17 protein-coding genes and 1 pseudogene are annotated in these 26,162 nt (G+C 71.8%); 12 read left to right on the forward strand and 6 right to left on the reverse strand.

What is annotated here, in order from left to right:
- Nucleotides 1–54 precede the first annotated feature (54 nt).
- Entirely contained in the window at nt 55–207 is a 153-nt protein-coding gene (locus OG241_RS47700; protein ID WP_405825142.1) for a hypothetical protein, read from the reverse strand.
- Between the two features lie 244 nt (nt 208–451).
- Here OG241_RS47700 and OG241_RS47705 point away from each other — a divergent pair.
- Together OG241_RS47705 and OG241_RS47710 are read left to right on the forward strand one after the other, a co-directional pair.
- Nucleotides 452–2,480 (forward strand): annotated as a pseudogene (locus tag OG241_RS47705) (lantibiotic dehydratase family protein); the annotation flags it as partial.
- Between the two features lie 108 nt (nt 2,481–2,588).
- Nucleotides 2,589–3,551: a thiopeptide-type bacteriocin biosynthesis protein gene (locus OG241_RS47710; protein WP_405826830.1), complete on the forward strand. Its 963-nt coding sequence runs from the start codon at nt 2,589–2,591 to the stop codon at nt 3,549–3,551.
- 96 nt (nt 3,552–3,647) lie between these two features.
- On the opposite strand, the gene OG241_RS47715 is transcribed toward OG241_RS47710, so the two are convergent.
- Entirely contained in the window at nt 3,648–4,520 is an 873-nt protein-coding gene (locus tag OG241_RS47715; RefSeq protein ID WP_405825144.1) for an endo alpha-1,4 polygalactosaminidase, read from the reverse strand.
- A 294-nt stretch (nt 4,521–4,814) separates the two neighbouring features.
- Here OG241_RS47715 and OG241_RS47720 point away from each other — a divergent pair, with 294 nt between their 5' ends.
- Nucleotides 4,815–5,429: an NADPH-dependent F420 reductase gene (locus OG241_RS47720; protein WP_405825146.1), complete on the forward strand. Its 615-nt coding sequence runs from the start codon at nt 4,815–4,817 to the stop codon at nt 5,427–5,429.
- 131 nt (nt 5,430–5,560) lie between these two features.
- Nucleotides 5,561–8,407 (forward strand): ATP-binding protein, encoded by a 2,847-nt coding sequence (locus tag OG241_RS47725; RefSeq protein ID WP_405825148.1) that lies wholly within the window; start codon nt 5,561–5,563, stop codon nt 8,405–8,407.
- A gap of 19 nt (nt 8,408–8,426) precedes the next feature.
- Here OG241_RS47725 and OG241_RS47730 read toward each other — a convergent pair whose 3' ends face one another.
- Nucleotides 8,427–9,266 (reverse strand): phytanoyl-CoA dioxygenase family protein, encoded by an 840-nt coding sequence (locus OG241_RS47730; RefSeq protein WP_405825149.1) that lies wholly within the window; start codon nt 9,264–9,266, stop codon nt 8,427–8,429.
- Between the two features lie 68 nt (nt 9,267–9,334).
- Between OG241_RS47730 and OG241_RS47735 the strand changes: the two genes are divergently transcribed.
- Nucleotides 9,335–10,321 carry a helix-turn-helix domain-containing protein gene (locus OG241_RS47735; RefSeq protein ID WP_405825151.1) on the forward strand — a complete coding sequence of 329 codons (987 nt, stop codon included), beginning with the start codon at nt 9,335–9,337 and terminating at the stop codon, nt 10,319–10,321.
- Nucleotides 10,322–10,816: 495 nt separating this feature from the next.
- Nucleotides 10,817–12,724, forward strand: a complete 1,908-nt coding sequence (locus OG241_RS47740; RefSeq protein WP_405825153.1) for a ricin-type beta-trefoil lectin domain protein — start codon at nt 10,817–10,819, stop codon at nt 12,722–12,724.
- A 21-nt stretch (nt 12,725–12,745) separates the two neighbouring features.
- Here the strand turns inward: OG241_RS47740 and OG241_RS47745 are convergent, their stop codons facing one another.
- The 3 genes from OG241_RS47745 to OG241_RS47755 all read right to left on the reverse strand — a co-directional run bounded on the left by OG241_RS47745 (nt 12,746) and on the right by OG241_RS47755 (nt 17,198).
- Entirely contained in the window at nt 12,746–14,023 is a 1,278-nt protein-coding gene (locus tag OG241_RS47745) for an arsenic transporter (RefSeq protein WP_405826832.1), read from the reverse strand.
- An 87-nt stretch (nt 14,024–14,110) separates the two neighbouring features.
- Complete coding sequence (locus OG241_RS47750; protein WP_405825155.1) at nt 14,111–14,689, reverse strand: DUF4232 domain-containing protein; 579 nt, start codon at nt 14,687–14,689, stop codon at nt 14,111–14,113.
- 124 nt (nt 14,690–14,813) lie between these two features.
- A complete protein-coding gene (locus OG241_RS47755; protein ID WP_405825157.1) occupies nt 14,814–17,198 on the reverse strand; it encodes a SpoIIE family protein phosphatase in 2,385 nt (794 codons plus the stop codon).
- A 266-nt stretch (nt 17,199–17,464) separates the two neighbouring features.
- Here OG241_RS47755 and OG241_RS47760 point away from each other — a divergent pair, with 266 nt between their 5' ends.
- The 6 genes from OG241_RS47760 (at nt 17,465) to OG241_RS47785 (ending at nt 26,110) form a co-directional block, all read left to right on the forward strand.
- Nucleotides 17,465–20,551 carry a glycoside hydrolase family 2 TIM barrel-domain containing protein gene (locus tag OG241_RS47760; protein WP_405825159.1) on the forward strand — a complete coding sequence of 1,029 codons (3,087 nt, stop codon included), beginning with the start codon at nt 17,465–17,467 and terminating at the stop codon, nt 20,549–20,551.
- Between the two features lie 189 nt (nt 20,552–20,740).
- Nucleotides 20,741–20,905 carry a hypothetical protein gene (locus tag OG241_RS47765; protein ID WP_405825161.1) on the forward strand — a complete coding sequence of 55 codons (165 nt, stop codon included), beginning with the start codon at nt 20,741–20,743 and terminating at the stop codon, nt 20,903–20,905.
- Nucleotides 20,902–23,145, forward strand: a complete 2,244-nt coding sequence (locus OG241_RS47770; protein ID WP_405825163.1) for a glycoside hydrolase family 9 protein — start codon at nt 20,902–20,904, stop codon at nt 23,143–23,145. Before OG241_RS47765 ends, OG241_RS47770 begins: the two co-directional genes overlap by 4 nt.
- Nucleotides 23,146–23,234: 89 nt before the next feature.
- Nucleotides 23,235–23,483, forward strand: a complete 249-nt coding sequence (locus OG241_RS47775) for a hypothetical protein (protein ID WP_044472629.1) — start codon at nt 23,235–23,237, stop codon at nt 23,481–23,483.
- Nucleotides 23,484–23,486: 3 nt separating this feature from the next.
- Complete coding sequence (locus tag OG241_RS47780; protein ID WP_006378057.1) at nt 23,487–23,864, forward strand: hypothetical protein; 378 nt, start codon at nt 23,487–23,489, stop codon at nt 23,862–23,864.
- A gap of 566 nt (nt 23,865–24,430) precedes the next feature.
- A complete protein-coding gene (locus tag OG241_RS47785) occupies nt 24,431–26,110 on the forward strand; it encodes an RICIN domain-containing protein (RefSeq protein WP_405825165.1) in 1,680 nt (559 codons plus the stop codon).
- Nucleotides 26,111–26,162: the final 52 nt, after the last annotated feature.

Here is a 26,162-nt window from a genome sequence, read left to right on the forward strand (position 1 = left end):
CTCCTCGCCTCACCGGTCCGACCCCGTCGCAGAGTTGCCTGGCTCCCGGACGCCCTACTCGGGGATGTCCTCCGTGCTCTCCGCCGCGATGTAGGTGTACGTGTGGTAGGCGGCGCCGAGCTTCAGCTCGCTGGAATCGATCACCTGGAGTTCTTCGAGTTCACCGAATTCCTCATCGGCGAGTTTCTCAGGAGACATAGCAGTCATGATTTTCTTCCCTTCGTCAACGTGATGGGAATGTGCTGCTTGCCGTGCGTGGCCCCACGGTAGCCAGACCGCACGTCCGTCAACAGCCCATACGTCGTCGTTCGGCAGGGTCGGAATTCAGCCAGGTCAGTGGCTGAAGGAGACCTTGCGGTGCCGGAGCGGCGCAGCAGCCGTCAAAGTGACCATGGCTCATAACCGCCCCCGGCGCCGGGCGGTTCGGGAAATTTCGGAAAAATTCGGGAAGATGAAGACCACCGTCGTTGTGCCGCTGGAGGGCCGTTTGTACCGCCACGTCGATGCGGCAGTGGTCCGGGCAGCGGTCTGGCGTCCCGACCAACCGACGGTCTGGCCGGACCTGACCGGCCCGTCCGCGCACCCGGAGGCGTGGCGGGTGTGGCTTCAACAGCTGTGGCAGGCAACCGACTTCGCCACCGCGGTCGAGTTCTCCAGCCCGGACCTGGCGAGACGGGTGCACCAGATATGCGACGGCGAGCCGGTGGCGGATCTCGCCGTGCGGCGCGCGGTGCTTTCGGTGCTGCGCTACCTGCTGCGCGCCCGCTCACGTGCCACTCCGTTCGGTCTGTTCGCCGGGGTCGAGGCCGCCCGCACAGGAGCCGCTCCCGTGCTGCGGGCGGGGACCGGGCACCGGGCGGTCACCAGACCGGACGCGGCCTGGACCGCGGCGCTCGTCGAACGGCTGGAGGAACACCGCGATCTCCGCCCCCGTCTGACACTCCTCGCCTCCGGCCTCGCGTTCGAGCGCGACGGACGCCTGACGATCGAGCACCGCTCAAGCACCGCGAACGACGGCGCCCCCGCGCACGTGGCGATACGTGCGACCGGGCCGGTCCGTATGGCCATGGACGGCGCGCGGGCGCCGGTCGTGTGGGCCGTTCTCGCCGAAACGCTCGCCGCCGGATTCCCCGCCGCGTCGCCCACCGCGATCGAGAGCCTGCTCGCGAACCTCGTACGACAGCGATTCCTGACCACCGGTCTGCGCCCCGCGGTCACCGCCTCCGACCCGATCGCCGCCCTGCTCGGACAGATACAGCACCTGCCCACGGCTGAAGCCACCGGGTTGCGCGAGGTCGCGGCCGGCCTGGCCTGCCATGACGCGACCGCCGCCTCCGCGGACGCCCGCGCCGCACGTGCACGGGTGACGGCCGCGATGACACGGCTCTGTCCCCCCGCGAAACCCGCGCTAGCCCTCGACCTGCGGTTGGACTGGGACCTGGTGATCCCGGAGGCGGTGGCCGAGGAGGCGGCAGCCGCCGCCGCGGCGCTCACACGCCTGGCGCCACGAGCGGCGCTCAGCCCCGGGTGGGTCGCCTGGCACGGCCGCTTCCTCGAGCGCTACGGCCCGGGAGCGGTCGTACCCGTGCTGGACGCCGTCGACCTCCTCGGCTACCCGTCCGGCTACCTCGGGTCCGGCGCCGCGTCGCCGGGCCCGACGCTGACGCCCCGTGACAGCCGGCTGCTGAGGCTCGCGTACACCGCCGGGACGAGGCGCCGTCGGCACGTCCGGCTCGATGACGCCGCGATCGACGAACTGGCGGTGGCGGATGCCGGCCGGCCCGTGCAGCCGAGCACCGAGGTGACCGTGCGGATCCACGCTGCGAGCGTATCCGCCCTGGAACAAGGGGAGTTCACCCTGCACGTCGTCGGGGTGGCCCGTGCGGCCGGCACCGGCACCGGGCGCTTTCTGCACCTGCTCGACGCCGACGACCGCCGCCGGATGACCGACGTGTACGCCGGCCTGCCCGGTGTGCATCAGGACGCGCTGATCGCGCAGATCGGCACCACCCCGCTGTACGTACGCTCGGCGAACGTCGCGCACACCCCGCAGGTGGCGGACGTGGTGATCCCCCTCGGCGACCACCACGGCCCGGACACGGACCAGTTGCCCGTGACGGACCTGGCGGTGACCGCCGACGCCGAACGGCTGCACCTGGTCTCGGTCTCCCGCCGCCGCCCGGTGCACACGATGCTGCTGAACGCGGTGGATCTGACCCACCACACCCATCCGCTGGCCCGGTTCCTGATCGAGGCACCGGTGGCACTGGCCGTCCCGTGCACCGGGTTCTCGTGGGGGGGCGGCCGTTTCCAGCCTGCCGTTCCTGCCCGCCCTGCGCTACGGGCGCACCGTACTGTCCCCGGCCCGCTGGACACTCGGCGCCGACGACCTGCCCGACCCGGGGACGCCGTGGCAGCAGTGGGACATGGCCCTGGCCGAGTGGCGTCGCGACGTTCGCCTGCCCGACCACGTGTACATGGGCGACGGAGACCGGCGCGTGCACCTGGACGTGGCGGAGCCCTCGCACCGACTCCTGCTCCGCACCCACTTGGAGCGCGACGGCAGTGTGCTGCTGCGTACCGCACCCATGCCCGAGGACCTGGGCTGGGCGGGCGGGCGCGCCCACGAGATCGTCATCCCCCTGGCCGCCGTGGACCGGCCCCGCGCACCGGTCCGCACATCGGTCCGCACATCGGTCCGCGCAGCGGGCGCCGTCGTCGGCCGGGACCATGGCCGGCTGCCCGGCTGCGGCAACCTGCTCTCCCTCCGGCTGGCAGGGCACCGCGACCGGCAGGATCCGCTCCTGACCCGGCATCTGCCGTCCCTGCTGGGGGAGTTGGGAGAACCTCGCTGGTGGTTCGAGCGCCACAGCGATCCCGAGGACCACCTCCGCCTCCAGCTGACCTGCCCGCCCGGTGCACTCGGCGCCGCTGTCGGACAGATCGGCGAGTGGACCCGGCGGCTTCGGCACGCGGGCCTGATCACCCACGCGAGCCTGGAGACCTACTACCCGCAGACCGCGCGTTTCGGCGGCCCCGAGGCGATGGAAGCGGCCGAGGAGTATTTCGCCGCCGACGCGGCCGCCGCCCTCGCCCAACTGACCGCACAGTCCGGTCGGGACGCTCCGGACGCTCGTGCGGTGACCGCCGCGAGCATGGTGGACATCGCCGTCGGCCTGCTCGGCGACGACGCGACGGCGATGCGCTGGCTGGTCGACCACACCCACACGGACAGGAACGCCCCCCACCGAGCGGTCTACGACCAGACCATCGCCCTGACGACCGCCCTCCTCACGACCCCTTCCCCAGTCACCCCCATGCTGGACGCGCATGTCACCGCGAGCTGGTCCGCACGCCGCGCCGCGCTGGCCGCCTACCGCGGCGCACTGGAGAACGCGGGAACGCTGTCCCCGCCGGCCCTGCTCGCGGACCTGCTGCATCTCCATCACGTCCGCGTGCGTGGACCCTCATTGCCGGAGGAACACGCACACCTGCACCTGGCCAGAGCCGCCGCCCTGAGCTGGACGGCGCGGGCGAGCAGAACGTCGTGACCACTCGTGAGGCGGATCATCCATTACGGGTCGACGCTCACCGCACACGACTACGCCCGCTCCCACCGGCCAGTGAGGCCGATGCCCCGTTCCGGTTCAGCGGGTCCTGCGGACGTACCCCGCGCTGCCGGGTGTCGACACATCGACATCCCTGCGCACGATGCTCAGCCGGTCGCCGAAGGCCGCCAGGGCCTTGCGCAGTCCGGTGTCGGTGTACTCGATCACGAGCACCCGGTCGTCGAACGCCTCCGCGTACTCCCCGCACTCGTCGTACTGGCCGCACTCCTCCGCGACCGCGAAGTCCAGCCCGGTCCGCTTCCTGAGCCCGGCCAGGGCCACGGTGTTCTTCTGGCCGATCGCCAGCCCACGGGCGTGCGCGTGCCGGGAGAGGAGGGTGATGAAGGCGGTGGCGTCCTCGGCGGTGAGGAGGTCGTTGGAGCGGGTGTAGCTGTCGTAGTTGTCGGGCTCGACCGCGTCGTAGCCCTTGTCCGCGCAGCCGTCGGTCCACTTGTTCACCCGCGCCGCGATCCGTTTCCGCTTCGCCGCCGTGCCGATGTCGAGGAGGGCCTCGTCCCAGTCCTCGTCGATGACGACCTCGCCGTTGGCGTCCCGCAGCAGCAGATCGGCGGGCCACGCCTTCTCCTCGCCGGGCTGCGCCTGGAAGGCGTTGACGTAGCAGACGTTGTACAGCCCGGCCGCGGGAGCCGCCGTACGGTCACGGCTGACGATGCGCACGCCCGCCGGGGGCGGGTAGGCGCCGCCGATCTGGTAGTCGAAGCCGGCGTGCCGCGGCGGCAGCCGGACCTCGGTCGAAGGGGCGGGTGAGGCCGCCGGGGCGGGCCCTGCCCCCTGATCCGACTCCGGCGAGGTACCGCAGGCCGTCAGTCCCCACAGGGCTGCGCAGACGGTCGCCAGCACGACCGCGGCCGTCCCGGGACCTGTGACGCGGGGTACACCCTCGACGGGCATGTCCGCTCCATCGGTCGCGGGTGCGGCCCCGCCTCGGACGCCGTGGCGTTCCTGGCGACTCGGGCCGGACTCGGAGAAGGTCCATTACCGGCTGGGCGCACCTCTGTGTGCCGGGCACGCGGCCTGGCACGGTCAGGATCAAAGCGTCCGGCCCGCCCGCAGTCAAATGGACGTCCGCGCCGGGACGTCGGGCGCATTCCCAGTCACTTGACAGAAGCCCACGGTCCGACCACCCGGCCATGCTCGGCACACGTCCTCACCCGCACCTTCTCGCCGAGTCAAGGAAGGCATGTCATGCGCACCGGCATCATCGGCATCATCGGCGCCGGAGCCCTCGGACAGGCCCTCGCGGTCCGCTTCGTGGCCGCCGGGCAAGAGGTTCTCCTCAGCGACGTCCGAGGCCCCCGGTTGCTACGGGAGGTCGCCGACGCGATCGGGCCGGGGCTCACACCGACGACCGTGGCGGCGGCGGCCTGCGCACAGATCGTCGTACTCGCGGTGCCCTGGCGGGAGTTGGCCGAGGCAGTGGGGGCCGCCGAAGTGTCCGACTGGCAGGAACGGATCGTCATCGACGCGACCAACCCGCTGGGCCCGCCCGACTTCCGGGTCGTCGACCTCCAGGGACGCCCGTCCAGCGAGGTCGTCGCCGGACTGGTGCCCGGCGCCCGGCTGGTGAAGGCGTTCAACACCCTGGCGCCGGCGGTCCTCGGCGCGGATCCTCGTACGCCCGCCGGACGCCGGGTGATATTTCTCTCCGGCGACCACTTGGGCGCCAACAACCGGGTCGCCCGGCTCGTCGAACACGCGGGCTGGGTGGCCGTCGACCTGGGCGGACTGGCTGATGGGGGACGCCTCCAGCAGTTCCCCGGCGGACCACTGCCGACGCTCAGCCTGCTCCTTCAGCCCTGAACCGCATGCTGTCCCCCGGACTCTCCGGGGACGGCGGACGGTCAACCCACCGTTTATTGTCATGACATGATCGGAGACCGCAAACCGTCGGACTTACGCCATTCGGCGGCCCCGGCCGACCGGGCCGCCGAATGAGCCCCTCCCGCTTCGGCGCGGAGTGGATCGTCGGCCGTGACCGCGAACTCGCCCTGCTGGCCGACCTGGTGAACGAGACCGTCGCCGAACCCGGCGACCTCCCGGGTGCCCTGCCGGGCGTCCTGGTCGTGACCGGCCAACCGGGTGCGGGCAAGAGCGTGCTGCTCGACGCCGTCGGCCGTATCGCTCTGCGGGCCGGACTGCGTGTCCTGCGCTGCCGGGGCTGCGAAGGCGAGTCCGGGCTGCCGTTCGCCGGCCTGCACCAACTGCTGCGGCCCGTACTGGACCTCGCCGGTGAGCTGCCCGTCCGCCAACGGGCCGCGCTGCTCCGGGTGTTCGGGCTCGACCCCGAGCAGTCCGAGGACACCGCTCCCGACCCGCTGCTCACCTCGCTCGGCGCCCTCACCCTGCTCTCCGACGCGGCGAGCCGGGGGCCGCTGCTGCTCGTCGTCGACGACGCCCACTGGCTCGACGTGGGCACCCTCGACGTCCTCGCCTTCGTCGCCCGGCGCCTCGAAGGAGAGCCGGTCGCGATGGTGCTCGCCACCCGGGACAACGCCGTACCCCCGCAGTTCGCCCGCGAAAGGCGGCAGTTGACCGTCGAGCCGCTGCCCCCGGACGCCGCCGGACGCCTCCTCGACCTCCAGCCCGAACGGCCCGTCGGCCGCGCCCGCTCGCGCATCCTCGACCAGGCGGCAGGCGTCCCCCTCGCCCTCGTCGAACTCGCCCGGGCGGTCAGCCGCGACCCCGCCACGGGACAGGACGGCGCCACCGACGCGCTGCCCCTCACCGACCGGCTGGAGGCGATCTTCGCCGCCGACCTGCCCGAACTCCCCGGGCCCACCCGCCGGTTGCTGCTCCTCGCGGCAGCCGCCGAGACGGCCGAACTGCCCGTCATCCTCTCCGCCGCCGGGGACACCGCGACCCCTGGCGACTGGCGGCCCGCCGAAAACGCGGGTCTCGTCCGCATCGACGACGGCCGGCTCCACTTCCGGCACCCGCTGATCCGCTCCGCCGTCTACCAGTCCGCGAGCTACGCGGAGCGCCACGCCGCCCACACCGCCCTGGCCGATGTCCTCGCCGGTGACCCGGACCGGCGTGCCTGGCACCGGGCCGCCGCCGTCTTCGGCGTCGACGAGGAGGCCGCCCAGGGCCTGGAGGACAGCGCGGGCCGCGCACAACGCCGAGGCGGTTACGCGGCCGCGGCCGCCGCCCTCGAACGGGCGGCCAGGCTCAGCCCCGACCCCGACACCCGCTCCAGACGCCTGGTCCGGGCCGCGACCATGGCCATGCTCGCCGGGCACCCGCGCTGGGTCAGCGAACTGGCCGCCCACGTCCTCACCCTCACCGACGACCCGGCCGTGCTCGCCGAGGCCTCGCTCCGGGCCGGCTGGGCGCTCGCCGTGACCACCCGCTTCGAGGACTCCCTCGGCTTCCTGCTGCCGGTCGCCGAGGCCGCCGTCGAAACCGATCCGGGCCTCGCCCTCGACGCCCTCAGTACGGCCACCACCCCCGCCTACCACTCCGGGGACCCCTCCTTCCGCGAGCGCATCCAGCGGATCACCGAACGCGTTCCGCCCCAGGACGACGAGAGCCCACGGGTGTGGACGCTGGCCGGCTGCGACCCCGCCCGCCACCGCGAGCAGGCCCTCGCACTGCTCAGGAGCACCGACTGGACCGAGCACCCGACCGGGCACTCCCAGGGCACCGCCCCGGACCGCGGACTGTCCCGGCTGATCGTGGTGGGCGCCGCCGCCTGGGTCCTCGACGAGACCGCCGAGGCCGTCCGCCTGCTCGGCGCCGCCCTCGACCATCTGCGCCGTTCACCGACGGCCGGCGCCAACGCGACCGTCGCCAACGCCCTCGCCCTCGCCCTGTACGAGAGCGGCTCCTGGACCCGGGCCCACACCATCCTCGACGAGTCGTACCGGACGGCCGCCGAGGCCGGCCTGGAGATCGTGGCGGCAGGCTCGCCCGTCGTCGTCGCCACCGTCCTCGCCCTGCGCGGCGACACCGAGGAGGCCCGCGCCGCCGTGCAGCGCGCCGTCCACGGCGTCGATCTGCCCAACTCCCGCAGCCTGCAGGTACGAAGGCACTACGCCCTCGGCGCCGCCGCCCTCGCCGAAGGCGACCACGCCGGCGCCTACACCCGCTTCCGGGCGGTCTACACCCAGGACCCCGAGCCCGAGCCGGTGCACTTCCACGCCTCCCACTACTACCTGGCCGACCTCACGGCGGCGGCCGTGCGCACCGGGCGCGCCGACGAGGCACGCCGGATCGTCGACGCGACCCGGCGTCGCCTCGCGGCCGGTGGGATCTCCGCCCGGCTGGCCGCCGTACTGCACCGGGCGGAGGCCCTGCTGAGCCAGGGGGACGAGGCGGAGGAGCACTTCATGGCCGCGCTCGCCGACCCGACCGGCGAACAGTGGCTGTTCGAGCGGGCGTTGGTCCGACTCGACTACGCGGAGTGGCTGCGCCGCAGACGCCGTGCGGTGGAGGCGCGCCCACAGCTCACCGCCGCACTCGTCGCCTTCGAGCGGGTCGGCGCCCGCCCCTGGACCGAGCGGGCCCGCGCCGAACTGCGGGCCGCCGGCGTCACCGCCACCAGTACCGCCCCGCGTGACGTCCTCGCCGAACTCACCCCGCAGCAGTTCCAGATCGCCCGGCTGGCCGCGGCCGGCCTCACCAACCGGGAGATCGGCGAACGCATCTTCCTCTCGCCGCGCACGGTCGGCTTCCACCTCTACCGCGTCTTCCCCAAGCTCGGCATCACGGGCCGCGCCCAACTCCGCGACGCGCTGCCGGAGTCGCCGGAGCGGCTGGACGGCACGCCGGGCCCGTGACCGGGCGACGGCGTCGCCGTCAGTGCGGTGCGGACGCCTGCCCGAACTCCGTACCGCACGGCCCCGCGTCCTCGCTCTCACGCAGCCGGACCCGGTCACCGTTCATGGAGATCGTGCGGTAGTAGTGCCCGATGCGCTCCGTCGAGCGGCCCACGTAGTGCCCGATGAAGGAGCGCCGGAACCGGTCGGTGCTGAGGTTGGGCTGCGAGCCGTGCACCAGGCTGCCATTGAAGAACAGGACGTCACCCGCGGCCATGTCGACCGGCACCGGGGTGAGTCCGGGCGGCGGCGGCACGTACTCCCGGGCGAAGGACACTCCCGCGTCCGCCTCCTGCGGACAGAACAGGTCCATGCGGTGTGTGCCCGGCACGACCTCCAGGCCGCCGTTCTCCCGGTCGATCGTCTCGCAGGCGATCCACGCGGCGACACATGTGCCCGGCTCGACCCGCAGAAAGAAGTTGTCCTGGTGCAGCGCCTGGCCCCGCGCACCCGGCGGCTTGAAATAGAACATGCTCTGCGCGGCCAGCACTTCCTCGCCGAGCAGCACTTCGAGGACGGCCCTCAGCCGGGGATCGAGCAGCCAGCCGAGCGACGGTTCGTGGAACTCGTGCGGCTGCATCACCCGCGGATACGCGTCCAGCGGGTCGGCAGGGCGCCCGTCCTGCCCGGCCGGACGCGGCTCGAAGTGCCCGGGCACCGGACCGGCCGCGTGCAGCGCCGCGAACTCGGCGCGGAGTGCGGCGATCTCGTCGTACCCGAACAGGCCCCGCACGACGGTGAATCCGTCCTCCTCGAACCGTCGGCGCTCCTCCTCCGGCAGGATGGAAGCGTCGGCGGCATCGATATCCGTGACTGTCATCGTCCACTCCCTCGGTTCGCTGTCACCGGCCGTCAGACTAGGGTTTGCCGCCCCCGGGAAGGATGCCCATGAACGCTGACGGATTGCCCGAGACCGCTGTCTGCGCACCACCGCCCGGTCTGGTGACCGTCGGGCGCTACGACGAGGGACCCGGCTACGCAGTCAACAGGCCGCAGGGCGCCGACAGTTGGCTGTTCACCTGGACGACGGACGGCCACGGCCTGCTGACCCAGGGCGCGGCCGGGGCGCGGGCCGGCGCCGGGGACCTGGTCGTTCTCGGGCCCGGTGTGCCGCACCGCTACCAGGTCCGGCCGGGGGCCCGGCACTGGCGGTTCTGGTGGGCGCACTGCCAGGCCCGGCCCTCCTGGACGGCCTGGCTGAGCCCGTACGCGGTCGGCGACGGCATGTACGTCGTCGGCTCGGTTCCGGACGCCCTGCACGACCGTATGGCGACGGCGTTCGCCCGCATGCTGTCGGACGCCCGCTGGCCGGGCAGCGCGGAACGGCCGCCAGGTTCCGCATCCCCCGCCACGCCCGACGGCCCGACAGCCGTCGCCCACGGCACCGCCGCCCGGGAGCTCGCCCTCTGTTCCCTGGAGGAAATCGTCCTGCTGGCCTCGGCAGCCGCCCGTCCCCTTCCGAACCGGCCGGGAGTCGATGCACGAGTGAGCCGGGCGGAGGCCCTCATCGCCGCCGACCCCGCCGCGCCGCACACCGTCCGGTCGCTCGCCGACGGGGTCATGCTCTCCCCCTCGCGGTTCGCGCACCTGTTCACCGAGCAGCTCGGCCGGTCCCCGATGCGGGCGCTGCGCGAGGCCAGGCTGAGCCATGCCGCCCGTTTGTTGGAGGCCACCGACCTGCCGGTGGAACGCGTCGCCGCCGCTTCCGGTTTCGCCAGCCCCTTCCACTTCAACCGGGTGTTCCGCGAGCGTCACGGGACACCGCCGGGCGCGTACCGGACGCTGTGCAGGCGGGGTTCGGCCGAGACCGCGCCCGCTATTGGTTCCGAGGCGGCTGTGGGCGGGAGATGTGAAGGAACGGGTCAACCGACGTGACGACGGCGCCCGTTGCGACGGCGGTCGCACGCCCGCAACCATGAGCTGCGAAAACACGCAAGAGGCACGGACAGGACACCGTGGGCGGGCGGTTTTACGCCATCGACAGATGGGTCGGCTCAATGGTTGTGAAACGTCCCTGAGCGAAGTGAATACCGTTTGCAATGAGGATGTTGATACAGTGGCAATCCCTAAAGGTGCATGCCATTGACACGCCGTCAACCGCTTTAGGTCACAGAGCAATGCGGAAAACGGCGTGATCTCTTGTTACGGCTCGATGAGCTGTGCAAAGGTGTGCACGTCGCCGTGCGGGCGATCTTTTCTCCCTCTGCACGTACACGACGCCCCCGCTGACTCCCCGCTCCAAAAGAGCTGTCTGCCACGGGTGTTCGCGACACCGATTCCCCGTTTGGTCGGATCCTGTCGTTTCGTCGGCAGGGTCGCATACCCCTTGGTATGGACTAAAACCCGCGTTGTCCGTGGAGGAATACAGACGTGAAAGACGCAGGCCTGTCGAATTCCCCAACCCCGGCTCCCGCGTACGACGCCTCGGATGTCGAACTGAGCGCGGAGCTGAAGAAGTGGACGGGGACGACGCCCGCGCTCCATCCCGTGGGTGAACTGCTCGACCGGCACTGGGAAGCGGCCTTCGCCTATGCCCGTCTGTGCACCAGCGGCCCGCGTCCCGCCGGAATGCTCACCACGGCCGCGTTCACCCGCCTCTTCGGGGAATCCCTGCGGCAGAGCGGCCCCACCTCCGCGTGGCGGCCCCACCTCCTGGTCACCGTGCGCCGACTGGCCGCGGAGTGGGAGGGCGACCACCGGCACGAAATGCTCCACCCCGAACTGCGCTCCACCACCGGCGGAAACCGTGTCGCCGCCCGGCTGCTGCCCGCCCCCGACCGGCGGCTGCTCTCCAGGGCGTTCCAGAACCTCCCGCAGTCCGCGCGCTGCCTGCTGTGGCACGCGGAGGTCGAGGGCGAACCGCTGGAGATACCCGCCGGCCTGCTGGGCCTGAGCGTGACGGACGCCGCCGTGGAACTCGGCCGGGCCCGCGGACGCCTGCGCGAGGAGTGCCTGCACGTCCACCGCGAGGTCGTGCAGCAGGAGGAGTGCCGCCGCTACATCCGGCTGATCGACGTCACCTGCCGGCGCCGCAGCTTCGAGATCGACCCCGACCTCGCCAAGCACCTCGCCGACTGCAAGCCCTGCCGGTACGCGGCCGACCAGCTGAACCAGTTCAACGGCGACCTCGCCCTCGCGCTGGCCGAGGGAGTCCTCGGCTGGGGTGCGCGCGCCTATCTGGAGTCCCGCCCGGGCCGCGCCGCGGAGAGCGCCATCGTGGAGGTCGACCAGGTCCCGGTCGTCGAGATCGCCACGGTCGAGAGCGTGCTCCCGGTCCCGCGTGTTCTGGCCCAGGCGCCGCCCATGCCCGCGAAACCGCCCACCACCGAGCTGGCCGTCCGCCCCGGATCGCACCGGTCCGCGCACAAGGCGGCCAGACGCGCGGTCCGGCGCCGCAACCGTGTCCTGGCCGCGGCGACCGTGAGCGCGCTGGTCCTCGTCCCGCTGGTCCTCTGGTCCGTCCTGGGTTCGGACGACGACGAGGGCCAGACCGCCGGTACCAGCCCCTCGGACACCGCCACCAACGGCTCCGGCACGTCCGACAGCGATCCGTCGTGGGTCGGCTCGGGGGAGACCACGAAGGGCGCCCTGCGCGGCCGACTGCACAACGTCGAGTCCAAGCTGTGCATAGGCATCGTCGGCGGCAAGGCCGTCAAGGGCGCGGAGACCGAGCTGACCACCTGCTCGGCGGCGACCGGCCAGGAGTGGACCTACGAGACCGACGGCCTGCTGCGCAACGCCGCCGCTCCGGACCTCTGCCTCGACTCCCACCTCGGCTACTCGGTCCAGCTCGCCCCGTGCACGGGCGTCTCCCAGCCCGGCACCAAGAACGTGCGGTACGACTTCACCCTCCAGGGCACCCTCGTCCCGCGCTGGGACCAGGAGCTGGCGCTGACGCCCGCCGCCGCCAGGGGTGAGGCGCCGCTGGTCCTGAAGCCCCGCGAGGAGGCCGCCGACCAGCACTGGGTCTTCGACTCCTCGGCGCCCTCGCTCCAGATGGAGGCCGTCAACTGGGACGCGGCCACCGAGTTGGAACCGCCGGTCGTCAAGAAGGGCCCCGAGCCGTCGACCACCCCGACGCCGACCCCCACTTCCAGACCGGCCGAGCCGACCCCGACCCCGTCGGCGGCCATGCCGACCCCCTCGACCTCGAACCCGCAAAACGGCCCCTGCAACCCCTACGGGCCCTACCCATGCGGACCCGGCCCGTACGGAAACCCCTACGGCGGCAACTACGGGTACGGCTACGGCGGATACGGCGGTTGGGGACCCCGCTGACGACCGGGATCCGGCCGCCCCTCAGCCCCCGAGGACGAGGAGCGAGCCCCACAGCGCCGCCACGGCCGGGATCAGCGCGGCCGGCACGGAGATCAGTCCGAGCCGGGTGAACTCCCCGATCCCGACGTCGTGTTCGTGCTGATGCACGATGCGCCGCCACAGCAGGGTCGCCAGCGATCCGGCGTACGTGAGGTTCGGGCCGATGTTCACTCCGAGCAGCACGGCGAGCACCGCACCAGGACCGGCCGCGGCGGTCAGCGGCAGCAGCACGAGCACCGCGGGCAGGTTGTTGATCAGATTGGCGAGTACGGCGGCCAGCGCGGCGATCCCGAGCAGCGCGACCAGCCCCGTCCCCTCGGGCAGCACCCGGCCGAGCGCGTCCGCGAGCCCGTTGTCGACGACCGCCCGGACAACGACGCCCAACGCCAGCACGAACGCGAGGAACCCGGGCGCCGTGGCCCGCAGCACCGTCACCGGGGTGGCCTGCCGCCGTACCAGCGCGCGTCCGGCGAGCACGAGCGCCCCCGCGAGCGCGGCCCACGCGGGATCGATGCCCAGCGCGGAGGCCACGACGAACCCGGCCAGCGTGCAGGCCACGGTGACGAGGGCGAACAGCGGAAGCGCCGGCGCGTCCCCGGTGTCCGTGTCCGTGTCCGTGGGGGACGGTTCCGGCGTCGTCCCGGCCAGGTCGGCGGCGAAGAAGCGCCGGAACACCAGGTACTCGGCGCCGATCGCGACCAGCCAGGGCAACGTCATCAGCGCGGCGAACCGGGTGAAGCTCAGGCCGCTCGCGCTGAACGCCAGCAGGTTGGTGAGGTTGGAGACCGGCAGCAGCAGCGACGCCGTGTTCGACAGATGCGCGCAGGCGTAGGTGTGCGGCTTGGGCCTGACCCCCGTACGGGCGGCCGTGGCGAACACCACCGGCGTGAGCAGCACGATGGTCGCGTCCAGGCTCAGTACGGCCGTGATCGCCGAGGCGAGCACGAACACCGAGGTCAGCAGCCGACCGGGCCGGTTCCTCGCCCAGCGGGCCATCCACGCGCCGCAGGCCCGGAAGAGCCCCTCGACATCACAGAAGTGGGCCAGCACCAGCACCGCCGCGAGGAAGCCGACCACCGGCCCGAGCCGCTCGGCCTCCTCCCACGCGTGATCCGGCGAGATCGCGCCGGTGAGGACCACGAGCCCGGCGGCGGGGACCGCCACGACCGCCTCCGGCAGCCCGAACGGGCGGACGACGGCGCAGGCGAGGACGGCGATGAGCAGGACGACGGACAGTGCCTCGGCGGACGGGGCGTTCAGGGTTCGGTCCTCCGGGACAGGGGTGGCGGTACCCGTCCATGAAAGCAGGTTCCGCCTGTCGGCTTGATGGCCGGGGCCGGGGCCGGGTCAGGGTCCGGTGCCGGAACCGAAGACCGTCAGGAACACCGAGGCCTCGTTGCCGCCGACCGGTACCGCGCCCTTCTCCCAGGTCACCTTCAGTGGGTCCCGCTCGTCCGGCGGGGTCACCAGCAGCTCCGCCGGAGTCGCCGTCTCGGCCCCGCTGAGCTCCGGGTCGGCGAAGCTCAGACCCGCCCAGGCACTCCCACCGGGCGCCAGACGGACCGTCGTCAGCCGGGCGGCGGAGCGCTTCGGGTCGGGGCCCAGCTGTTCACCGGCCGCGTCCACGAAGGCGGCGCCCGGATAGCCGCGCAGGGTGCAGGTGCGGGCGGAGTCGTTGGTGAGGACCACGGGGAAGTTCCGCTGCCCGGCGCCCGCATCGGGGCGCCCGACGGTGGCGCGGAGTTCGGAGGCGCGGCAGCGGGTGTCGCCTGTGGTCGGGACGGTGGTCGGGGAGGGGACGACGGCTGTCGAGCGGACGGTCGTGCCGCCGCCGTCGGCGCAGGCCGCGAGCAGGACCGGTAACGCGACAGCGCTCGCGAGCAGCGCGGCCCGGTGGGCCGGCCGGGTGGTACGGAAGGTCGCCATGTCCAACACTCCTGAGGTCACTGCGTGTACGGCGTCTCGTGCCCCGTCACGCGTGTCCGATGCGACCGGAACCCAAAAGTCCCGTGTGGCACCGAATCGAGCCGTCCTCAGCGACCGCCGGGACTCACATCTCGCCCGTCAGGGACAACTCGGCCCAGATGGTCTTCCCGTCGGGCGTGTGGCGGCTGCCCCACCGCTCGGTGAGCTGGGCGACCAGCAGCAGACCGCGGCCACCCTCGTCGAAGGTCCTGGCGCGCCGCAGATGCGGGGCGGTGTGGCTGCTGTCGGAGACCTCGCAGATCAGGGTGGCCGCGTCATGGATGAGCCGCAGCCGGATGGGGTGCGAGCCGTACCGGATGGCGTTGGTGACCAGCTCGCTCACCACCAGCTCGGTGGTGAACGAGGCCTCGCTCAGGTCCCACACGTCGAGCTGCTCGCCGACCTGCTTGCGGATCGGCCCGACGAGCGCCGGGTCGGCCGGAATGTCCCAGTTCGTTACGCGGGAGGCGGGCAGGCCCTGGGTGCGGGCCAGCAGCAGTGCCACGTCGTCCGCCGCGCCGCCCGGAGGGAGCAGGGTGTTCAGGATGCGGTCGCACGTCTCGTCGAGCGAGTCCGCGTACGCCGCCAGCGCGTCACACAGCATGCGGTGGCCGGCGTCGATGTCCCGCTCGCGGCTCTCGATCAGCCCGTCGGTGTAGAAGGCGAGGACCGTGCCCTCGGCCAGCTCCAGTTCCGTGGACTCGAACGGCAGGCCGCCCAGGCCCAGCGGCGGTCCGGCGGGCAGCCGCACCTGCCGGGGAGTGCCGCCCGGGGTGAGGACGACCGGCGGAGGATGCCCGGCGCGGGCCAGGGTGCAGCGACGCGACACCGGGTCGTACACCGCGTACAGACAGGTCGCTCCGACCTCGCCCGGGTTGCCTTCGCCGCCGGCCTCGGCGGACAGCCGTACGACGAGATCGTCGAGGTGGGTGAGCAGCTCGTCGGGGGCGAGGTCGATGTCGGCGAGCGTGCGCACGGCGGTGCGCAGCCGGCCCATCGTGGCCGAGGCCTGGATGCCGTGGCCGACCACGTCCCCGACGACCATCGCGACCCGCATCCCCGACAGCGGGATCACGTCGAACCAGTCGCCGCCCACCCCGGCCCGCGCGGCCGGAAGGTAACGCGAGGCGGCTTCGAGGGCGGCGGTGCGCGGCAGTGTCCGGGGGAGCAGGCTGCGCTGCAGGGCGAGAGCGGTGTCCCGTTCGCGGGAGAACCGGCGGGCGTTGTCGATACAGACGGCGGCCCGGGCGGTCACCTCCTCGGCGAGCAGCGCGTCGTCGGCCGTGAACGGGTCGGGCCGCCGGTACCGGGTCAGTACGGCGACACCGAGGGTCGTACCGCGCGCGGTGATCGGCACGGACATCGTGGAGTGGATGCCGAGTTCCCTGACCCGGTCGAGGCGGGCCTTGTCCCAGGCCGGCCACTGTTCGACGTCGGTGGCGGGCAGGGTCGCCACGATGGTGCGGGCCGCGAGAAGGGAGTCGGCCTGGGGTGAGGAGGCGGCGTACCGGTCCAGCTGGCCCACCTTGGTCACCGCTTCGGGGCTGCCCGGCAGGATCGAGCGGTGGGCGGCCCGGCGCAGGCTGAGGGGCGCCGTCAGTTCGGCCGGGTGGTGGTCGCCGCCGTGCTGCGGCGGGTCCAGCAGATCGACGCTGACGAAGTCGGCGAGCGCCGGGACGCAGACGTCCGCCAGTTCCTGCGCCGTCCGGGTGACATCGAGGGTGGTGCCGATCCGTACGCTCGCCTCGTTGACCAACTGGAGCCGTTCCCGGGCGAGGTACTGCTCGGTGAAGTCGTGGGCCGCGAGACAGACCCCCCGCACCCGGCCCTCGGCGTCCCTGAGGGGCGCGATCCTGGCCAGCCAGGCGTGGGCGTGGCCCTCGCCGGCGGTGCGCAGATAGGTCTGGACGTCCTTCGCCCGGCCGCTGGTCAGCACGTCGAGCATGTGCATCTCCAGCTCCGAACTGCGTTCCCGGCCCCCTATCTCGGCGATTCTGAGCCCCCGGATGCGCGCCGGCGGCAGCCCGATGACAGTGGCCATCGCGTCGTTGACGGCGTGCAGCCGGAGCCGGTCGTCGTAGACGGCCGTCGCACAGGGCGCCTGGGCGAGCGCGGCCCGCGTCAGCGGGTCGTCGGCGGGCCGGGCACCGTTCTCCAGCGGGGTGACGACGAGCCAGTCGCCCGCGCCGCCGTCCGGGGCCGGGCGGTGGTGGGCGAGGAGCCAGGCGGACACCGTACGGCCGTCGCGGTGACGCAGCGCGAGAGTGCCGTGCCAGAGATCCTCCGCCGGCGGGCCGGGCCCGTCCGAGCCGTCGGCGACCAGGAGGGAGGCGGCGGGACGGCCCAGCATCTCGGCCGCCGACCAGCCAAGCAGCTGTCGAGCGCCCTCGTTCCAGCCGGTCAGCGCGCCCCGCGAGTCGACGACGGCCCGCGCCGTGGCGGCATCGTCGAACGGGTACACCGGACTCATCGCCGCCACTCCATCGTGAACACACACAGTGAGCAAGGGACGTCACTGGTGTTCCACCCTAATGCGTCCTGCCCCCGCACGGGCAGGAACACCCCTGTCCCGGACCACCGTGCGGACCGCCGCACAGGGCGGGAATTCAGGCCGTTGTGACGGGTGAGACCGAAGTGCGCTCCCGAGGTCTTGACGGGTGCATGCTCCACGCCGTCAGAATCTGTTTGTTAACGATCAGTTGTGAGTACTTCTGGGCCCTGATGAGGGAGAGTCGCATGACGGTCACGCGCAGGTCGGTCCTGGTCGCCGGTACGTCCGCCCCCGCGGTCGGAGCCCTGCTGGGGACCGCGGCCGACGCACGGGCCGCCACGGGCCGGGCCGGCCGTCGAACCGTATCGCTGCGGGACGGCTGGCGCTTCGCGCTGGTCGACCCGGGCGGGCTCACCGACCCGACGGGCGCGTACACCGACGCACCCGATCCCGCCTACGACGACTCGACGTGGCGGACGGTCGCCGTGCCGCACGACTGGAGCATCGAACTCGCTCCCACCACCGACCACGGCACCACCAGCGGCACCGGATTCTTCCCCGGCGGCCTCGGCTGGTACCGCCTCCCCTTCACCCTCCCGCCCGCGCTCGCCGGCAAGCGGATCTCGGTCGAGTTCGACGGCGTCTACATGGACTCGTACGTCTACTGCAACGGCACGGAGCTCGGCCGCCACCCCTACGGCTACACCGGATTCGCGTTCGACCTCACCGATCTCCTGCACACCGACGGCACCACCGAGAACGTGCTCGCGGTCAAGGTGCAGAACCGCCTGCCCAGCAGCCGCTGGTACTCGGGCAGCGGCATCTATCGCGAGGCCCGCCTGGTCGTCACCGAACCGGTGCACGTGGAGCGCTGGGGTACGTATGTCACCACCCCGGAGATCACCGAGAAGCGCGCCGTCGTCCGGGTGCGGACCTTGGTGGTGAACGAGTCGGACACCGCCGCCGAGGTCGAGGTCGTCTCCCGGATCGTCGATCCCCGCGGCCGCAGCGTCGCCCGGACCTCCTCCACGGTCGCCGTGACCGACCGGTCGACCGAGACCCATGAACTCGCGGTCCCCGAACCGAGGTTGTGGGACGTCACGGCCCCCCACTGCTACACCCTGAAGACCGAACTGCGCGTGGGCGGCGCCACCGTGGACACACATCGCACGACCTTCGGCATCCGGAGCTTCCGCTTCGACCCGGACGAGGGTTTCCAGCTCAACGGCAGCCATCACAAGATCAAGGGGGTCGACCTCCACCACGACCTGGGCGCCCTCGGGGCCGCCGTCAGCATCGACGCGATCCGCCGGCAGATGACCATCATGAAGTCGATGGGCGTCAACGCCTTCCGCACCTCCCACAACCCGCCCTCGCCGGAGATGATCCAGGTCTGCGAGGAACTGGGCATCGTGATGATGGTGGAGGCCTTCGACTGCTGGCGCAGCCCCAAGACGCGTTACGACTACGGCCGGTTCTTCGACGAGTGGTGCGAGAAGGACGCCACCGAGATGGTGCTCGCGGCCCGCAACTCGCCCGCCGTGCTGCTGTGGTCGATCGGCAACGAGATCCCCGACTCCACCCGGACCGCCGGCCTCGCCATGGCCGACCGGATCATCGACGCGATCAGGGCCGCCGACGACACCCGCCCCCTCGTCATCGGCTCCGACAAGTACCGCACCCCGCCCGCGAAGGGTTCCGCGGCCGATCTGATGCTGGCCAAGCTCGACGGCCTCGGCCTCAACTACAACACCGCGAAGTCGGTGGACACCCTGCACGGCGCCTACCCGCACCTGTTCCTCTTCGAGTCGGAGTCCTCGTCCGAGACCTCCACACGCGGCACCTACCAGGAACCGGAACACCTCAACACCGGCGAGAACCACACCCCGGGCCGACGCGCGGTCTCGTCGTACGACAACAATCTCGCCTCCTGGACGATGAGCGGCGAGTACGGCCTGAAGAAGGACCGGGACCGGAAGTGGTTCGCGGGCGAGTTCCTGTGGTCGGGCATCGACTACATCGGCGAGCCGACCCCGTACGACGTGTTCCCGGTCAAGGCGTCCTTCTTCGGTGCGGTCGACACCGCCGGTTTCCCCAAGGACATGTACCACCTGTTCCGCAGCCAGTGGACGAGCGAGCCCATGGTCCATCTGCTCCCGATGACCTGGAACCACGAAACGGGCGACACGGTGGAGGTCTGGGCCTACGCGAACGTCGACACGGTGGAACTGTTCCTCAACGGAAAGTCCCGTGGCACAAGGCGGTTCGACACGAAGAGGACGGTCGACGGCCGCGCCTACCTGGAGACCACCGAGGCCACCGGCGACGACAAGACCGTCACCGCCGGCGCCTGGCCCGGCAGCTACACCAGCCCGACCGGCAGCGCCGGCAAACTCCATCTGACCTGGCATGTGCCCTATGAGCCGGGTGAGTTGAAGGCGGTGGCCAGGCGAGGTGGCCGGGTCGTGGCGACGGACGTCCTGCGGACGGCGGGACCGGCACACGCGATACGTCTCACCGCGGACCGCGAGTCCCTGGCGGCCGACGGCCGTTCCCTGTGCTTCGTGACCGCCGACGTGGTCGACGCCCGGGGTGTGCTCGTGCCCGGCGCCGAGCACCTGCTCGCCTTCGAGGTCGACGGCGGTTCGCTGGCCGGACTCGACAACGGGCGCGAGGAGAGTGCCGAGCGCTATCAGGCGAGCACCCGAACCGCCTTCCACGGCAAGGTACTTGCCATCGTCCGGGCGGGCACGGCGGCCGGGCGGCTGAAGGTCACGGCCCGTGCGGCCGGCCTGCGCACGGGAACACTCACCGTCCGTACGACGGCCGCGCACGACGAGGCGCTGACTCCGGCCACGCCCTTCGCTCCCGACCCGGGTCCCGCGGCCCCCACCTACCCGCTGGCGGACGCCGGTTACTCCGGCCGCTCGGACAGTCTGCCCGCCGCGATGCTGGACGGCGCGCCGTCCACCGGCTGGTCCAACGCGTTCTACAAGGCGCCGACCGCGCTGCTGCCCGCGTTCAGCGGGGCCCGCGCCAGGGACTGGATCAGCGTCGACTGGGGACGGGCCCGCGACTTCACCCGGATCGAGGTCTCCTTCACGGTGGACGCGACGCACGGCCTGCCCGCGTCGGTCGAGGTATCGGTGTGGGACGGCGACCGGTATGCCCCGGTGCCGGACGCGACCGTCCAGTGGGCCGACACCTCCGACACACCCTCGGCGATCATCTTCGCGCCGGTAAGAGGCACCGGCCTCCGCCTGGACCTGACGAGCCGCTACCCGGGCGAGGAACGGGGCGCGATACGGATCAGCAGGGTGGAGGCGCCGTAGGGGGTTCTTCGCCCCCGCCGCCCCTACCCGTCCCGTCCTCGGGGGCGCTGCCCCCGAACCCCCGCTCCTCAAACGCCGGAGAGGCTGAAATACCAACGCCGGCCGGCACCTCCAGCCCGTCCGGCGTTTGAGGACGAGGCCCCTTCAGAGCCGACAGGGGGGTCTGGGGGCGCAGCCCCCAGGAACGGGATGGGACGGGTAGGGGCGGCGGGGGCGAAATCCTCGTACGCCAACCCCGACCCGTCCGGACCGTTGACGACGCGGAGCGCCTCGCACAGCATGGGCCACGTCCGCATCTGGGAGCGCTCCCACGGCACCCGCGCCCCCACCTCACCCGAGGAGCTCCAGACGTGAAACGACGCAGAACCACCCTGCTCTCCGTGACCGCCCTGCTCGCGGCGGCACTGACCGCGCTGCCCGCCGCTCCGGCCGGCGCCGACGAGATCGAGCAGGTCAAGAACGGCACCTTCGACACCACCACCGCCCCTTGGTGGACGACCAGCAACGTCACCGCGGGCCTGGCCGGCGGCGGCCTCTGCGCCGACGTCCCCGGCGGCACCACCAACCGCTGGGACGCCGCCGTCGGCCAGAACGACATCACCCTCGTCAAAGGCCAGTCCTACCGGTTCGCCTTCAAGGCGACCGGCACCCCCGCCGGACACGTCGTCCGGGCGATCGTCGGCCTGTCGGTGTCCCCGTACGACACCTACTTCGAGGTGAGCCCCCAGCTGAGCGTGTCCGGCGACGCATACACGTACACCTTCACCGCCTCCGCCGACACCACCCAGGGCCAGGTCGGATTCCAGCTCGGCGGCAGCGCCGACCCCTTCCGGTTCTGCATGGACGACGTGTCACTGGTGGGCGGGGTACCGCCCGAGGTGTACGAACCCGACACCGGCCCCCGGGTACGGGTCAACCAGGTCGCCTATCTGCCCACGGGACCGAAGAACGCCACGCTGGTCACCGGCTCCACGCAGCCGCTGCCCTGGCAGCTGAAGAAGGCCGACGGAAAGACGGTGGCCCACGGCAGCACCGTGCCGCGCGGCACGGACGCCTCCTCCGGACAGAACGTCCACAGCATCGACTTCGGCTCCTACCGGGGGCGCGGCACCGGCCTCACCCTGGTCGTCGACGGAGAGACGAGCCGTCCCTTCGACATCGACGCGAGCGCCTACCACCGGCTGCGGCTGGACTCGCTGAAGTACTACTACACGCAGCGCAGCGGCATCGAGATCCGCGACGACCTGCGCCCGGGCTACGCCCGCCCCGCAGGCCATGTCGACGTGGCACCCAACCAGGGCGACTCCAAGGTGCCGTGCCAACCGGGGGTGTGCGACTACACCCTCGACGTCACCGGCGGCTGGTACGACGCGGGCGACCACGGCAAGTACGTCGTCAACGGCGGCATCTCCACCTGGGAACTGCTGAGCACGTACGAGCGAGCCCTGCACGCCCGCACCGGGCAGCGGGACAAACTCGGCGACGGCACGCTCGCCATCCCGGAGAGCGGGAACAAGGTGCCGGACGTCCTGGACGAGGCCCGCTGGGAGCTGGACTTCCTGCTGAAGATGCAGGTGCCCGCCGGGCAGCCGCTGGCCGGCATGGCCCACCACAAGATTCACGACGAACAGTGGACCGGGCTGCCGCTGCTGCCGAGCGACGACCCGCAGAAGCGCCAACTGCACCCGCCGACCACCGAGGCGACCCTGAACCTGGCCGCCACGGCGGCGCAGGCGGCCCGGCTGTACCGGCCCTACGACCGCGCGTTCGCCGCACGGGCCCTCGCGGGCGCACGCAAGGCATGGACGGCGGCCCTGGCCCACCCCGACCTCCACGCCGACCCGAACGACGCGACCGGTGGCGGTGCCTACAACGACACCGACGCACGGGACGAGTTCTACTGGGCGGCCGCCGAGCTGTATCTCACCACCGGTGAGAGGGCGTTCGAGCAGTACGTCCTGTCCTCGCCGATCCACACGGCCGACATCTTCGGCCCCCTCGGCTTCGACTGGGCCAGGACCGCCGCGGCCGGCCGCCTCGACCTGGCGACCGTCCCGAACAAACTCCCCGGCCGGGACAGGGTCCGCCAGTCCGTCGTCAAGGGCGCCGACCGCTATCTGGCCACGCTGGCAGCACAGCCGTACGGCATGCCCTACGCCCCCGACGCCAACGTGTACGACTGGGGCTCCAACGCCCAGATCCTCAACAACGCCGTCGTCGTCGCCACCGCCTACGACATCAGCGGCGCCTCGAAGTACCGGGACGGCGCACTCCAGAGCATGGACTACCTCCTGGGCCGAAACGCGCTGAACATGTCGTACGTGACCGGTTATGGCGAGGTCAACTCCCACCAGCAGCACAGCCGTTGGTACGCCCACCAGCTCGACCCGAAGCTGCCGAGCCCGCCGGACGGGACGCTCTCCGGAGGCCCCAACTCAGGCATTCAGGACCCCTACGCACAGAGCAAACTGCAGGGCTGCGTCGGCCAGTTCTGCTACATCGACGACATCCAGTCCTGGTCGACGAACGAGCACGCGGTCAACTGGAACGCGGCCCTGGCCAGGATGGCGTCCTTCGTGGCCGACCAGGGGTAGCGGCCGGTTCACGCCCCCTCGGTACCACCGTCCCACCGGTCTGACCTGGCCGTATTTACGGGTAAGTACCGGCGCGGTACCGTGGGGGCATGCCAGCTCTCAACGTGGAGTTCAGTGACCGCGAGCTAGAGGACCTGCGGCAGATAGCCAAGGAGCGCGGTACGTCCATGAAGGCCCTTGTGCGGGAGGCGGCGGCGGCCGACATCGCCCGGCACCGCGCCCTGCAGGAGGGCGCGGAGGAATTCCGGCGGTTCTTCGCGGCCCACGCCGACGAGTTCGCCGCCGCGTTCCCCGAGGACGAACCGGTCGCGTCGGGTCGTCAGGGACGGGTCGCCTGACCGATGGCTCCCGTCATCCATATCGATGTGCCGTGGCTGCTCCAGCGCCACGAAGAGGTCCTGCCGGACCAGCCCACGGTGAACGACTTCTCCGCGCTGGTGGCCGCCGTGGCCCGCCACCGGGTCGACCCGCCGCGCCTCGGCGTGGACTCCGACCCGGCCTGGCGGGCCGCCGCGCTGCTGCACACCCTCGCGCTGCTCAAGCCGCTGCCGTCGGCCAACGCCCGCTTCGCCTGCGCGACCGCCGTGGCGTACATGTTCGTCAGCGACGTCGGCATCGACCCGCCCTACGGCGCTCTCGTCGACCTGGCCCGTGACCTGATCTCGGGCAAGGCCGACGTCTACGGCGCGGCCGACCGGCTCCGCTCCTGGCAGATCTGAGCGCTGCACCGCTTCGTAGTTTCGTGGCTTTGTCGATTCCTCGGTTCTTCCATTCCTCGGTTCTTCGGTTTTTGCGAGTCGTCGAGGCGGGCCGCCCTCGGGGCCGCCGACCGAGGGCGGGAGGAACGGGGTCGGCGGCCGTCGCGCGGGAGAGCCGCCATTTCGCGCGAGGCCTCCGAGAAGGGCCGCTTCCAGTGGACTGCACCGCCCCGCGCGCCGGGAGCGTGCGTGGCGCACCGGTGGGTGCGCGCGGTTCACACGGGGCGCGGGAAAAACATCGAAAGCCGGTACGAGCATCGAAAGTTGCTCCTGTTGCTGACTTTGCTTCAATGAATGGATGTTGCCCAAGTGCCTTGTTGGCCAGGAGTAACTTGTGCAAGGGTGAACTACTTGTGCAGGGGGGATGGCCGGGCACGGATCGCCGGTGGTGGTTCGGTGGCGGTCCAGCGCCACAGCCGGGGGCCGGGGGCGGGGGGACACAATGCCGTCGGTGCCGGCGCGGACTCGTCCGGGCGGCTTTCCCGGAACCTCTGCGAGTCACTCGCGCGTGGGAAGGAAACCGCTCAGTGCCCCACCCCCACCCCGCTCGTCCGCCTTACCCCCCGTACTCCGGTGGGGTTCTGGGGGAATCGGACGAGAGTCTTGCCGCCCAGCTCAGAGGCAGACCGGAGGGCGAGACCGGCCGCGCCGTCGCCCTGCTGACGGCGCGGCACTGGCAGGCGACCCACCAGTACGCGGTCATCTGCCTCGCCACTTCGGCCCCGACCTCGTCCATGGTCACCGCCGCCGCCTTCCACCAGGTCCTGGAGCGGGTGATGCGGGCCGACTCGGCCGTCGCGCTGCGTCCCCGGTTCCTCGTGGTCGTGCGTGACATCGTCAGGGACTGGTCGGCGGACGACCGCATAGCCGATGTGCTGCCGGATCTGACGAAACCGGCGGGCGGTCGCGGTATGCGCGCCGCGAAGTCCATGACGCCGGAAAACCGAAAGCTCGCGGAGCGAGCGTTCCAGGCCCTTCCCGGACTCGCTCAGTGTCTGCTGTGGCACACCGAGGTGGAGGCCGAGTCGATAAATGTCCCGGCCGAGCTTCTTGGCATGGACACGAATATGGCGACGGCGTCGCTGGACCAGGCCCGCGAACAATTCCGCGAGGGGTGTGTACGCGCCCATCGGGAATTCGCGCCGTCAAAGGAATGCCGGTTCTACAACCGTCTCCTCGATGTCCCCATCCGGCGTGGCGGGGCGCTGCTGCCCGATGTCCAGCAGCATCTGGCGGAGTGCCACTACTGCCGTTACGCCGCCGAGCAGTTGAGCCAGGCCGAGAGCAGCCTCGACACGTTGCTCGCCGAGGCGGTGCTCGGCTGGGGTGCCCGGCGCTATCTCGACTCGCGCCCCGGGCGCGGCCAGAGCGGGACGCGGGCGCGGGGTCATGGGCGGCACGGCGGCAGCGGCAGGGGCGGCGAGGGTACCGGTCGCCGGGGGGCCGGCCGGGGGCGTCCGGGGCTGCTGTCACGGATGTCCTCCCCGCGTGGTCCGGCGCTCGGCGGGACCCGGAACAGGAAAACACTGTTCACCAGCGTGGGCCTGGCCTCGGCCGTCGTCCTCGCGGTCGTGCTGGGCAGCGGGCTGTGGCCGAAGGACGGCAGCGGCGCCGACCCGGCCGCCTCCTCCAGCGCGACCGGCGGACGTGCCCCGGCTCCCGACGCCTCGCCGACCCCGCCGGCGGTGTCCTCCTCGCCGCCCGCGACGGCCGGCAACCCGACCGCCACCCGGCACATCCGGCTGCGCAATGTCACCGCCGACCTGTGCCTGGACATCCGGGGCGGCAGGGCCACGGTCGGCGCCGTCGCCAGGCTCGCGTCCTGCTCGACCGCGTGGACCCAGATGTGGACGTACGAGGACGACGGGCTGTTGCGCAGTGTCGCCAACCCCTCACTGTGTCTGGACTCGCACGCTGACGCCGGTGTCGTCATCCTCGGACGCTGCGCTCCCGCGTCCGCCGAGCGGGGCGACGACGTCCGCTACGACCTCACCGTGCGGGGCGAGCTGCTGCCCCGCTGGGAAGAGGGCCTCGCCGTCGCCCCCGCCTCCGACGACCCCGACACGGACGTGGTCGTCAAGGTCCGCGACGGCTCCGCGGAACAACGCTGGCTGACGGACACGGACACGGTCACCGCCAGCCCCGAGTCCCTGTCGATAGGGGGGCCACGGGGGAAGGCTGCACAGGTCGGCGCGGATTCGCCGTAACGGTAGAGGCGGCGGTCAGCCATTTGCATAACCTGTGAATATAAAAAGGTTA

Source organism: Streptomyces sp. NBC_01390 (assembly GCF_045040105.1).
Classification (GTDB): Bacteria; Actinomycetota; Actinomycetes; order Streptomycetales; family Streptomycetaceae; genus Streptomyces.